This window comes from Streptomyces sp. NRRL F-5126, assembly GCF_000721265.1.
Taxonomy (GTDB): Bacteria; Actinomycetota; Actinomycetes; order Streptomycetales; family Streptomycetaceae; genus Streptomyces.
Genome location: NZ_JOFZ01000004.1, coordinates 534,940 through 547,005, shown reverse-complemented (window position 1 = coordinate 547,005; position 12,066 = coordinate 534,940). Strand labels below are relative to the sequence as shown.

The 12,066-nt window shown below is 72.3% G+C and carries 12 protein-coding genes; 9 read left to right on the top strand and 3 right to left on the bottom strand.

All coding sequences use genetic code 11. The features are described 5' to 3' along the window. Positions 1-6 precede the first annotated feature (6 nt). The gene (locus IH48_RS0110940; RefSeq protein ID WP_030902335.1) at positions 7-687 is read right to left on the bottom strand and encodes a GntR family transcriptional regulator; all 681 of its coding nucleotides are present in this window, start codon (positions 685-687) and stop codon (positions 7-9) included. A gap of 176 nt (positions 688-863) precedes the next feature. On the opposite strand from IH48_RS0110940, the gene IH48_RS0110935 reads away from it, so the two are divergent. The 6 genes from IH48_RS0110935 (at position 864) to IH48_RS0110910 (ending at position 6,651) form a co-directional block, all read left to right on the top strand. After that, positions 864-2,051 (top strand): 4-oxalomesaconate tautomerase, encoded by a 1,188-nt coding sequence (locus tag IH48_RS0110935; protein WP_037841472.1) that lies wholly within the window; start codon positions 864-866, stop codon positions 2,049-2,051. After that, positions 2,048-3,073, top strand: a complete 1,026-nt coding sequence (locus IH48_RS0110930) for an amidohydrolase family protein (RefSeq protein WP_030902333.1) — start codon at positions 2,048-2,050, stop codon at positions 3,071-3,073. Before IH48_RS0110935 ends, IH48_RS0110930 begins: the two co-directional genes overlap by 4 nt. A gap of 56 nt (positions 3,074-3,129) precedes the next feature. After that, complete coding sequence (ligK, locus tag IH48_RS0110925; RefSeq protein WP_030902331.1) at positions 3,130-3,813, top strand: 4-carboxy-4-hydroxy-2-oxoadipate aldolase/oxaloacetate decarboxylase; 684 nt, start codon at positions 3,130-3,132, stop codon at positions 3,811-3,813. Between the two features lie 41 nt (positions 3,814-3,854). Further along, on the top strand, positions 3,855-4,778 hold the full coding sequence (locus IH48_RS0110920) for an amidohydrolase family protein (RefSeq protein ID WP_030902329.1): 924 nt from the start codon (positions 3,855-3,857) through the stop codon (positions 4,776-4,778). Between the two features lie 40 nt (positions 4,779-4,818). After that, on the top strand, positions 4,819-6,174 hold the full coding sequence (locus tag IH48_RS0110915) for an MFS transporter (protein ID WP_030902327.1): 1,356 nt from the start codon (positions 4,819-4,821) through the stop codon (positions 6,172-6,174). Positions 6,175-6,294: 120 nt separating this feature from the next. Further along, positions 6,295-6,651, top strand: coding sequence for a VOC family protein (locus IH48_RS0110910; RefSeq protein ID WP_030902325.1), 357 nt, complete (start codon positions 6,295-6,297; stop codon positions 6,649-6,651). A gap of 9 nt (positions 6,652-6,660) precedes the next feature. Here IH48_RS0110910 and IH48_RS0110905 read toward each other — a convergent pair whose 3' ends face one another. Beyond that, positions 6,661-7,860: an acyl-CoA dehydrogenase family protein gene (locus tag IH48_RS0110905; RefSeq protein WP_030902323.1), complete on the bottom strand. Its 1,200-nt coding sequence runs from the start codon at positions 7,858-7,860 to the stop codon at positions 6,661-6,663. 227 nt (positions 7,861-8,087) lie between these two features. Between IH48_RS0110905 and IH48_RS0110900 the strand changes: the two genes are divergently transcribed. After that, positions 8,088-8,462, top strand: coding sequence for a membrane protein (locus IH48_RS0110900; RefSeq protein ID WP_030902316.1), 375 nt, complete (start codon positions 8,088-8,090; stop codon positions 8,460-8,462). A 7-nt stretch (positions 8,463-8,469) separates the two neighbouring features. Here IH48_RS0110900 and IH48_RS0110895 read toward each other — a convergent pair whose 3' ends face one another. Beyond that, complete coding sequence (locus tag IH48_RS0110895) at positions 8,470-9,492, bottom strand: aldo/keto reductase (RefSeq protein ID WP_030902313.1); 1,023 nt, start codon at positions 9,490-9,492, stop codon at positions 8,470-8,472. 180 nt (positions 9,493-9,672) lie between these two features. On the opposite strand from IH48_RS0110895, the gene IH48_RS0110890 reads away from it, so the two are divergent. Together IH48_RS0110890 and IH48_RS0110885 are read left to right on the top strand one after the other, a co-directional pair. Beyond that, entirely contained in the window at positions 9,673-10,515 is an 843-nt protein-coding gene (locus IH48_RS0110890; protein ID WP_030902303.1) for a helix-turn-helix transcriptional regulator, read from the top strand. A gap of 161 nt (positions 10,516-10,676) precedes the next feature. Next, positions 10,677-11,903, top strand: coding sequence for a cytochrome P450 (locus IH48_RS0110885; protein ID WP_030902301.1), 1,227 nt, complete (start codon positions 10,677-10,679; stop codon positions 11,901-11,903). Positions 11,904-12,066 lie beyond the last annotated feature (163 nt).

Below are 12,066 nucleotides of genomic sequence, written 5' to 3'. Positions count from 1 at the left end.
GCCGGCTCAGGCGCCGAGGCGCTCCGCCGTGTCGCGCTCGGGGGTCGCGCGCAGTTCCGCGATGACGCTGTCGAGGTGGGCGCGCGCGGCGGCCTCGGCCGCGGCGCCGTCGCCGGCGACGACCGCGTCGATGATGGCGAGGTGCTGCGGAAGCGACTGGTTCGGGCGGCCGGGGCGCAGGGCGAGCCGGAACTGGTACCTGACCATCTGGCCCTTGAGCCGGTCGAGCAGCCCCTCGGCGACGGTCTGACCGCTCATCCGCGCGATGGAGTCGTGGAGTTGGCGGTTGAGCGCGGAGTACGCGTTGAGGTCGCCCTCGGCGACCGCCTTGCGCATCCCCGTGCCGATCTCCCGCAGGCCCTCACGCCGCTGCGACGGCGCGTGCTCCGCCGCCCGCCTGGCGCACAGACCCTCGAGCGCGGCCCGGCACTCGGTGATCTGGATGGCCTCCTCGACGGAGACGACGCGCACGCGCGCCCCTCTGCGCGGCACGAGCTCGACGAGGCCCTCCGCCGCGAGGTCCTGGAGCGCCTCGCGCACCGAACTGCGCGTCGCGTGGTACCTCTCGGACAGTTCCTGCTCCACGAGGCGCTGGCCGGGCACCATGTCGCCCGCCGAGAGCGACCTTCGGATCGCCGTGCTGACCACATGCCGACCCGCTCGACCGGTGACCCGGTTCTCCGCCACTCCTACCGCCTCACTGCGCCGCGAACACTGTCAGAAGCCGTTGCCCTACCGACGGCCCGCAGTCTATCCGCGCCGCCCTCCGTGCCGATCATAAGGGGAACTTTTTCGTCGGAGCTATTGTCAACAATTTCGTCGCCAGTTAAGTTGACGCTCAACACACCAGCGAGGGGAGAGCAATGACGCAGCCCACGTCCATCCGGCCGGCAGGCGGCACGCGCCGCCGTGGCGGCCAGACCGCGGTTCCCTGCTGGTTCATGCGCGGCGGCACCTCACGTGGTCCGTTCTTCCGCGCCGGCGATCTGCCGTCCGGCCGTGCCGCGCGCGACGCGATCCTGCTGGCGGCCCTGGGTTCGCCCGATCCCCGGCAGATCGACGGCCTCGGCGGGGCGCACCCCCTCACGAGCAAGGCCGGCATCGTCGGGCCCGGCAGCCGCCCCGGTGTGGACCTGGATTTCCGCTTTGCCCAGCTCCAGCCCGAGAGCGACGTCGTGGACACCACGCTGAACTGCGGCAACATGCTCGCGGCCGTGGTCCCCTTCGCCGTCGAGTCGGGCCTGATCACACCGGAGGCCGACACCACCACCGCACGCGTGCTCACCCTCAACACCGGTGTCACGGCGGACATCACCATCGCCACCCCCGAGGGACCCGAGGGCCGCTACGTCGAGTACGCCGGATCCACGCACATCGACGGCGTGCCGGGAACGGCGGCCCCTGTGACGATCGACTTCCTCGACACGGCGGGCTCGGTGTGCTCCTCGCTCCTGCCCACGGGCAACGTCCGCGACCGCGTCGAGACCCCCTCGACAGGGCCCGTCGACGTCACATGCGTCGACAACGGCCAGCCGCTGGTCGTGGTCGCCGCCGCCGACCTCGACCGCACCGGCTACGAGTCCGTCGCGGAACTCGGCGCCGACGAGGAGCTGAAGTCCAGGGTCGAGGAGCTGCGGCTGGCCTGCGGCGAGCTAATGGGGCTCGGCGACGTCACGACGAAGAACTACCCCAAGATGACGCTCGTCGCGCCGCCGGCGCACGGCGGCACCCTCAGCACCCGCAGTTTCATCCCGCACGTGTGCCACGCGTCGATCGGCGTCCTGGCCGCGGTCACCGCGGCCACGGCGTGCGTGCTCGACGGCTCGGTCGCCCACGCCGTCGCCGCGCCCGCGGGCGCGGACGGCACGGTCTCCGTCGAGCACCCGTCCGGCGAGTTCAGCGTGGTGCTCGGCCTCGACCCCGCAGACCCCCAGCACGTCACCCGCTCGGCCCTGCTGCGCACCGCGCGCCTGATCATGGCGGGCGACGTGCTGGTCCCCCACAGCACAACGCACGACGGCGCGACGCCGTCCCATGAGGAGAGCCGATGATCATCGACTGCCACGGCCACTACACCACCGCACCGCCCGCCCTGGCGTCGTGGCGCGACCAGCAGGTCGCCGCACTCTCGGACCCGGCCGCCGCGCCCTCCCCCGCAGGCCCTGCCATCAGCGACGACGAGCTGCGCGAGAGCGTCGAGGCGAACCAGCTGCGCCTGATGGACGAGCGCGGCATCGACATGACGGTCTTCTCCCCCCGGGCGTCCTTCATGGCCCACCACATCGGCGGCTTCGAGACGTCCTCCCAGTGGGCGGCCCTGTGCAACGACCTCTGCCACCGCGTGAGCGCGCTCTACCCCGACCGGTTCGTGCCCGCCGCGATGCTCCCCCAGTCGCCGGGTGTGGACCCCGCCACCTGCCTGCCGGAGCTCACCCGGTGCGTGGAGGAGCTCGGCGCGGTGGCGCTGAACCTCAACCCTGACCCGTCGGGCGGCCACTGGAGCGCCCCGCCGCTCACGGACCGCTCGTGGTACCCGGTCTACGAGAAGATGGTCGAGTACGACGTCCCCGCGATGGTGCACGTCAGCACGAGTGTCAACCCGGCCTTCCACACCACGGGAGCCCACTACCTCAACGCCGACACCACCGCGTTCATGCAGCTCGTGCAGGGGAACCTGTTCGCCGACTTCCCCACGCTCCGCCTGATCATCCCGCACGGCGGCGGGGCCGTCCCCTACCATTGGGGGCGCTTCAGAGGCCTCGCGATGGCACTGGGGAAGCCGCCGCTCGAAGAGCACGTCCTGGGCAACGTCTTCTTCGACACGTGCGTCTACCACCAGCCCGGCATCGACCTGCTGCTCGACGTGGTCCCCACCCGCAACATCCTGTTCGCCTCGGAGATGATCGGCGCCGTACGGGACATCGACCCCGCCACGGGCCACCACTTCGACGACACGCGCCGCTACACGCGCGCGGCGGGGTTGCCGCCCGGCGACCTCGCCGCCATCCAGGAACACAACGCGCGTGCCGTGTACCCGCGCCTCGACGCCCTGCTGCGGCGGCAGGGCCGCTGACCGCCCGGCGGCCGCGCACCGCACCGTTCCACCACGCTCAAGGAGGAGCACCCCCGATGTACGAACTCGGAGTCGTCCACCGCACCGTCCACCGCCCGGCCCGCGAGCGGGTCGAAGCGGTGGCACCGTTCGGCGTCGCCACCCTGCACGAGGCCATGGGGCGCACCGGCCTGATGCGGCCGTACCTGCGGCCCGTCTACCGCGGCGCCGCGCTGTGCGGAACGGCGGTGACGGTGCTGCTGCAGCCGGGCGACAACTGGATGCTGCACGTGGCGATGGAGCAGGTGCGGCCCGGCGACGTCCTGGTGGCCGCCTGCACCACGGAGTGCGGGGACGGGTTCTTCGGTGAGCTGCTGGCGACCTCCGCCCGTGCCCGCGGCGCGGTCGGCCTCGTCATCGACGGCGGGTGCCGGGACGTCGCGGAGCTGGAGGCGATGGACTTCCCCGTCTTCAGCCGTGCGGTCCACGCCAAGGGGACGGTCAAGGCGACACTCGGTTCGGTCAACGTGCCCGTGGTGTGCGCGGGCGCCCTGGTACGCCCCGGCGACGTGGTCGTCGCGGACACCGACGGCGTGGTCGTCGTCCCGCCGGAGCGCCTCGACGACGTCGCCGGGGCCGCCCGCCGGCGCGAGGACGCCGAGGAGGGCAAGCGCCGGCGGCTCGCCGCGGGCGAGCTCGGCATCGACATGTACGGCATGCGCGGGCCGCTGGACGCCGCGGGCCTCAGGTACGTCGACTGACGGACGCGACCGAGGCCCCGCCCGAACACTTACGGAGAACCATGAGCAACCCCGCATTCACCAAGACCCCCGGCTGGCTGGACTGGTACCGCGACCCGTCCGTACCCGCCTTCGCGCTCCCGCGGGGCACCGTCGACGCGCACTGCCACGTCTTCGGTCCTGGGGCCGAGTTCCCCTACGCTCCGGAACGCAAGTACACGCCGTGCGACGCGAGCAGCGAGCAGCTGTTCGCGCTCCGCGACCACCTCGGCGTCAGCCGCAACGTGGTCGTGCAGGCGACGTGCCACGGCGCGGACAACAGCGCCATGCTGCACGCGGTCGAGGCGTCCGGCGGGCGGGCACGCGGCATCGCGACCGTACGCGAGGACGTCACCGACGCCGAGCTGGCGAGGCTGGACGCGGCGGGCGTGCGCGGTGTGCGGTTCAACTTCCTCAAGCGCCTGGTCGACGCCTCGCCTCGGGATGAACTCGCGGCGGTGGCACGGCGGATCGCGCCGCTCGGCTGGCACATCGTCCTCTACTTCGAGGCTGAGGACCTCCCCGAGCTCGAAGACTTCTTCACCTCGCTGCCCACACCGCTCGTCGTGGACCACCTCGGGCGGCCCGACGTCGCCAGGCCGGCCTGCGGGCCGCAGTTCAGCCGCTTCCTGCGCTTCGTGGAACGCGGCGACGTGATGGTCAAGGTGACGTGCCCGGAGCGGCTGAGTGTCACCGGGCCCGCCGCGCTCGGCGGCGAGCGCCACCCTTACACCGACGTGGTGCCGTTCGCGCGCCGGGTCGTCGAGGAGTTCCCCGACGCCGTGCTGTGGGGCACCGACTGGCCGCACCCGAACCTCAAGGACCACATGCCGGACGACGGTCTGCTGGTGGACTACGTGCCACTGGTCGCCCGGACCGCCGAGCAGCGCCACAAGCTGCTCGTCGAGAACCCGATGCGCCTGTACTGGCCCGACGAGAGTGCCTGATTTCTTCCCATCCACCTTCCTTCGCAAGGGCCGTGCCACGATGCAGCATTCCAACGCGATGAACCGGCTGAACCGGCTACCGCTGTCCCGGTTCCACAAGATGACCCTGGTGGCCGTCTCGTTCGCGTACTTCTTCGAGTTCGCGGACATCAACAGCTTCTCCTCCACGGCGCCGCACCTGGTCAAAGTCTGGGGCGTCAGTGTCAACCAGGTCGCGTACGTGACGTCCCTGTCGTTCGTCGGCATGTTCCTCGGCTCGATCACGGCCGGCTGGGTCGCGGACCGGTGGGGCCGCAAGAAGGCACTGACCATCACGACGGTGTGCTTCGGTGTGTTCTCCTTCGCGGCGGTGTTCTCGTGGAACCTCGTCTCCCTCGGCATCTTCCGTGTGCTGACCTCGGCGGGCCTCTCCGCCATGACCGTCGTGGCCGTCATCTACGTCAACGAGCTCTACCCGGCGGCCGTGCGCGGCAAGTACCAGGCCTACGCGATCGTCATCGGGATCTGCGGCACGCCGGTCACCAACCTGATCGCGAGCGCGGTCGTCCCGCTCAACGACTGGTCGTGGCGGCTGGTGTACCTGTGGGGCGCGCTCGGCATGTTCTACATGCTCTTCGCCAGGCGCCTGAAGGAGTCGCCGCGCTGGTACGAGAACAAGGGCGACTACGCGCGGGCGGACGCCGTGCTGGCCGAGATCGAGGCGGAGGTCTCGGCCGAGAAGGGCCCGTTGCCCGAACCGGCCCCGCCGGTCGAGGCCGCTCCCCGGGCGAAGGCACCCCTTCGCACCCTGCTGCAGAAGAAGTACCTGCTGCCGACCGCCCTGCTCGCGGTCCTGTGGATCACGCAGACCATCGGCTTCTTCGGCTACTCGAGCTTCGCGCCGACGCTGCTGTCCAAGGAGGGCTTCAGCGTCGGGAAGTCGATCTTCTTCGTGGCGCTCACCACCGTGGGCGCGCCGCTCGGCTCCTACCTGGCGTCGCTGGTCACCGACAGGTTCGAGCGCAAGTGGTGCCTGGTGGGCTTCGGCACGGTCATCGCGGTGTGCGGCCTGCTCTACGGGCTGACCTTCAATCCGGTGCTGATCGTGATCTTCGGCTTCCTCGTCAACCTCTTCGAGCGCGGGTACACGGCGCTCGGCTACGCCTACTCCCCCGAGCTGTTCGACACGCACGGCCGCTCGCTCGGCACCGGTGTCTCCTACGGTCTCGGACGGCTGTCGAACGCGGCCGGCCCTCTGATCATCGCCGCGCTGTTCAACCACTCGGGCTACCAGAGCGTGTTCCTGTTCATCGCGGGCGTCTGGCTGCTCGGCGCGCTCGTGCTGGCCCTCTTCGGGCCGAAGACCCGGCAGGCGCGCCTCGCCCCGCCGCAGGAGCAGCGGCCCGTAGGGGTCTGAGCCGGGGCCCGGCGCGGGGCGCGGCCGGTACGGGCGGCGGCAGACGGGACGCGCGGCGGCGCATAGGCTGCGGGCGCGATCCCGCGCCTCTCGCCCTGTGTCTCTCGCCCGGAGGTACCGATGTCCGTCCGTCGTGTCGTGCCCGTCCTGCGCTCCGTGTCGCCCGCCCGGAACAGGGAGTTCTACGGTCTGCTGGGCCTGCACGAGGTGATGGACCTCGGCTGGATCACGACCCTCGCCTCGCCCGCGAATCCGACCGCACAGGTCAGCTTCATGACACGCGACGAGACGGCCCCCGTCGCACCGGACGTCAGTATCGAGGTGGAGGACGTCGACGCCGTCCACGCGGCTGTTCTCGCGCAGGGCGCCGAGATCGTCCATCCGCTGCGTGACGAGGAGTGGGGCGTGCGCCGCTTCTTCGTCCGCGACCCCGAGGGCCGTGTCGTCAACGTGGTGAGCCATGGGAGCCGCCACTGAGGCAGGGCGTCAGACGAACGCGCTGTAACCCGTTGCCGCGCGGCCCACGATGAGCGAGTTCATGTCGCGGGAGCCCTCGTACGAGTACAGGGCCTCCGCGTCGGCGAAGAAGCGGGCGGCATCGTGCTCCAGCAGGATGCCGTTGCCGCCGAACACCTCACGCGCCCACGCGACCGTCTCCCGCATGCGCGTGGTGCAGAACATCTTGGCGAGCGCGGCCTGCGCGTCGCCGAGCCTGTCCTCCTCGTGGAGCCTGGCCATCCGCACCGCCATGGCCTGGCAGGCCGTGATGTTCGCGAGCATGCGCGCCAGCAGGTCCTGGACGAGCTGGAAGGAGCCGATGGGGCGCCCGAACTGCTCGCGTCGCACCGCGTAGCCGCGGGCCGCCTCGTACGCGCCGACGGCGCAGCCCGTCGCGGACCAGGCGACCCCGCCGCGCGTCACCTTCAGCACACGCGCGGTGTCGCGGAAGGTGTCCGCGTGCTGGAGCCGGTTCTCCTCGGGCACGCGGACCCCGTCGAGGACGATGTGCGCGTTCTGCACGCCGCGCAGCGAGATCTTGTCCTCCAGGGCCGTCGCGGAGAACCCCGGCGTCCCCTTCTCCACCACGAAGCCCTTCACCTGCTCGTCGGCCACGTCCTTGGCCCACACGACGACGAGGTCCGCGAAGGTCGCGTTGCCGATCCACTTCTTCTCGCCGTCCAGCACCCAGCCGCCGCCCTCGCGGCGCGCCGTGGTGGTCAGGCCCAGCGCCGTGCCGGAGCCGACCAGCGGCTCGGTCAGGGCGAACGCGCCGATCTTGTCCCAGCGCACCATCGGCGGCAGCCAGCGGTCCTTCTGCTCCCGCGAGCCGCACTCGCGGATCGAGCCCATCGCAAGCCCCGCGTGGACGCCGAAGAACGTCGCGAACGACGGGTCGACGCGGGACATCTCCATGCCGAGCAGGCCCGTCAGCAGGTAGCTGCGCGGGGCGATGGCACGGTCGTCCGCGTAGGTGCCGGTGATGTCGAGCTCGCGGATCTCGTCGCGCAGGTCGAGCGGGCTCTCGCCGGCGATCCACAGCTCGTTGGCCCTCGGCGCCACCCGCTCGACCAGGAAGTCCCTGACCCGGTCCAGCTTCCCCCGCTCCTCGCGGTCCAGCAGGTCCCTGACGTAGAAGAAGTCGCCCTCGACCGCCGCGGGGTCGATCCTGTGCTGCCGCTCAGCCATGTGCGCGCCCATCCTTCCCAGTGATCCGGTTACCGGCGGGTACCCCGTCGTGCGCCCGTCAGACCACCGGTCGGCGCGGGCGCCCGCAGGCCCCTCCTCGCACGCACGGACCGCGCCGTGGATCCGCGGAGTACCCGTGAGTAACCTGATGCGGACCACGGGCCGTCCCGGGTCGGCGCACCCGCGCCGGCGCCGCCGGCCCGCCACCGGACCCGCTGGAGGTACCGATGCGGCTCGCCCCGCGCTCGCCCCTTCTGCTCGCAGGCCTGCTCGGCAGTGCCGGCGTGCTGCACTTCGCCAGGCCGCGCCCCTTCGACACCACCGTGCCGCGCCTGCTGCCCGGGGCGCCCCGTACGTGGACGTACGTCAGCGGGGCCGTGGAGCTCGGCCTTGCCGCGGCGGTCGCGGCGCCCCGCACCCGGCGCGCCGCCTCCCTCGCCGCCGCGGGGTTCTTCGTCGCGGTGCTTCCCGCGAACGTGCAGATGGCGCTCGACCGGCGGGAGCGGCACGCGGCGATGAGGGCGGCCGCCTACGCGCGCCTGCCGCTCCAGGCGCCGCTGGTGGCGTGGGCCCTGCGCGCGAGCCGCGACGCACGCGGCTGAGCCCGCGTCAGGCCGCCGCACGCTCCCGTGCGGGCCTGCGGCGGCGGTACGGACGCTGGATGGCCGGGGGCGCGTAGGCCTGATCAAGCCTGCCGACGTCGGTACCTGGCGGCACGATCGCGTCGATCCGGTCGAGGATCTCGTCGCCGAGCGACACCTCGGCGCCCGCGAGAAGGTCGTCGAGGTGGCCCATCGTGCGCGCCCCGACCAGCGCGCTGGTCACGCCAGGGTGGGCGATGGTGAACGCCATGGCCAGGTGGGGCATGGGCAGGCCCGCCTCGTCGGCGAGCGCGACGAACCGCTCGACGACGTCGATCCTGCGCTCGTCGCTGAGGTGCCTCACGAGGGACGCGCGGCGCAGGACGTTCGCCTCGCCCCTGCGTACGCGGCCGGTGAGCATGCCCTGCCCGAGCGGGCCCCACACCAGCGTGCCCATCCCATGGCGCTGCGCGGTCGGCAGCACCTCGCGTTCGATACCGCGGTCGAGCAGCGAGTACGGCGGCTGCTCGGTGTGGAACCGCTCCAGGCCGCGCCGCTCGGCGACCCACTGGGCCTCCACGATGTCGGAGGCGGGCATCCCGGACGTCCCGATCGCACGGACCTTCCCGCTGTGGACGAGGTCGGTGAGCGCGGACAGCGTCTCCTCGACGTCGGTTTCCGGATCCGGGCGGTGGATCTGGTAGAGGTCGATACGGTCGGTGCCAAGACGGCGCAGGGAGTTCTCGACCGCCGTGATGATCCAGCGCCGCGAGGCGCCCTGCTGATTGGGGTCGTCGCCCATCGGGCGGCCCAACTTGGTCGCGAGGACGACGCTGTCGCGGCGTCCCTTGAGCGCCTTGCCCACGACCTCCTCGGAGTCGCGGTAGGAGTCGGCCGTGTCGATGAGGTTGATGCCGGCGTCCAGCGCCCTGTGGATGATCCGGGCGGAGTCGGCGGGGTCGGGGTTGCCGATGGACGTGGCGAGCATCAGCGCGCCGAGCCCGTAGGGGCTGACCTTGATGCCGGTCCTGCCGAGAGTGCGGTACTGCATGGAGTCCGTGCCCTTCCTTGCGTGTGCCGGTCCCGGTCGTGCGCGGGAGCGGCGCCGGCGATCCCGCCGGACGGCCTCAGCGTGCGGCGCCGCGGGTGCGGGCGGGAGAGACGCGCTTATCCGGGGACCGGCTCTCCCTGGCTGCGCGCGGCGTGGCGGGGCATGGTGGCAAGCATGGGCATGGACAGATCCGGGCTGGCCGACTTCGTGCGCCGCTGCCGCACCCGCCTCGCCCCGGCCGACGTGGGGCTCCCGCACGGCGCACGGCGCCGCACTCCGGGGCTGCGCCGCGAGGAAGTGGCGCAGCTCGCGGGCATGTCCACCGACCACTACACGCGGCTCGAGCAGGCCAGGGGCTCGCGCCCGTCGCGCCAGATGCTGTCCGCGCTCGCCCGCGCGCTGCGGCTGACCGGCGACGAGCGCGACCACCTCTTCCACCTGGCGGGCGAGGTGGAGCCGCGGGACCTGCCCGCCACGGACCACGTGCGCCCAGGACTCCTCCTCGTCCTCGACCGGCTGACCGACACCCCCGCCCAGGTGGTGAGCGACCGCGGCGACGTCCTCGCGCAGAACGCGATGTCCAAGGCGCTCTCCGGTGACGCGTCGGCCCGGCCCGAGGCCGAGCGCAATCTCGTCCGGCGCTTCTTCACGGACCCGGCGGCGCGCGGACTGTTCCCGGCCGATGAGCACGAGCACGCCGCCCGCGTGGCGGTGGCGGACCTGCGTGCCACGCTCGCCGCCCGGCCGGACGACGCGCGGCTGGCGGGGCTCGTACGCCGGCTGCGCGCCGGGAGCGAGGAGTTCGCCGCGCTGTGGGAGGCCCACGACGTGGCCCTGCGCCGCACCGACGTCAAGCGCTTCCTGCATCCGGTCGTCGGCCTGCTCGAGTTGGACTGCGAGGTCCTGCTGAGCCCGGAGCACGACCAGCGGCTCGTCGTCTACACGGCGCGCCCCGGCAGCGAGTCCCGCGAGCGGCTCGAACTGCTGCGCGTGGTCGGCCTGCAGGAGCTCACCCTCGGCTGAAAAGCTCCCAGGTGCGTGCGGCCCCTCCCCCGCAAGGGTGACGCGGTCCGCGGCGTGCGCGCACGGTGGTAGGTCTCGGTCACGGCGGGGCGGCCGCCGGGGCCCGGTACGTGCCCGCGCGGCCGTCGGCCCGCACACGCCGATCGCAACCGGGAGTCCCCATGACCGACATCTCCGCCGGCGCACCGCCCGCCGGTGGCACGACCGTGCACGACTGGCCCGTCAGCCACCTCGACGGCCTGGACTTCGATCCGCTGCTGCACCGCCTGCTGCGCGAGGAACCCGTCGCCCGGGTGCGGATGCGCTTCGGCGAGGGCGACGCGTGGCTCGTCACGCGGTACGACGACGTCAAGGACGTCACGTCCGATCCCCGGTTCAGCCGCGCCCTCACCGTGGGCCGCCCGATCACCGGAATGACGCCCCATCAGATCGCCCCGGCCTCCGGCGTCGGTCGGACGGACCCGCCGGTCCACACCCGGCTTCGCCGGCTGACCTCCCAGGCGTTCCGCCGCAAGCGCGTGGCCGCCCTCCAGGTCGACGCACGCGCGATCGCCGACGAGCTCGTGTCGAAGATGCTCGCCGAGGGAGCGCCGGCCGACCTGACGGAGCACCTGACGGGTCCGCTGCCGGAGCGCGTCATCGCGACGCTGATGGGCGTGCCCGCCACCGGCCTGCCGCGGCTGCGCACGTGGCGGGCGGTGATCCTTTCGAGTTCCCACTCGCTGGAGGAGGCCTCGGCCGTCAAGGCCGAGATCGCCGGGTACTTCGGCGACCTGGCGGACCACAGGGCGAAGCAGCCGTCCGACGACCTGTTCAGCGAGCTCGTGGGCGCGCACCGGGAGGGCGCGCTGAGCCGCGCGCAGCTGATCTCGCTGTCGGTGATGATCGTACTGAACGCGCTCGACCAGGTGCGCAACCAGACGTCCACCATGGTGTACGCCCTGTGCACGCACCCGGACCAGCTCGCCCTGGTGCGCGACGACCCGGCCCTCCTCCCCCGTGCCATCGACGAATTGCTGCGCTTCATCCCGCAGCGCAACGGTGTCGGCATGCCGCGCGTCGCCACGGAGGACGTCGTGGTCGGCGGGGTGCGGATCAGCGCGGGCGACGCCGTGTACGTCTCGTATCTGGCGGCCAACCGCGACCCCACGGTCTTCAGCGACCCCGACCGGCTCGACCTGGCCCGCGACGAGGCGCCCCACCTCGCCTTCGGGCACGGCGCGCACTACTGCGTCGGCGCGGCGCTCACCCGCATGCTGGCCGAGGTCGTCCTCACGACCGTGGTGCGCGACCTGCCCACGGCCCGGCTGGCCGTCGCCCCCGAGGAGGTCCGCTGGCTGCGGGGAACGGTCAACCGGGGGCCCGAGGCACTGCCGATGGCCTGGTAGCGCCGGCCCGGCGGGACTCGCGCCGCCGCCGTGGGCGCGCCGCCGGTATTGCCGCAACGTTCGCCGGATCCCGCGAACGGCTTCACAGGTATGGCCCACTGACGCCCCGCAGGCCACACGGCCCATCCCCCCGAAGACGTCGTCCACCTGCCCTGACGTGCGA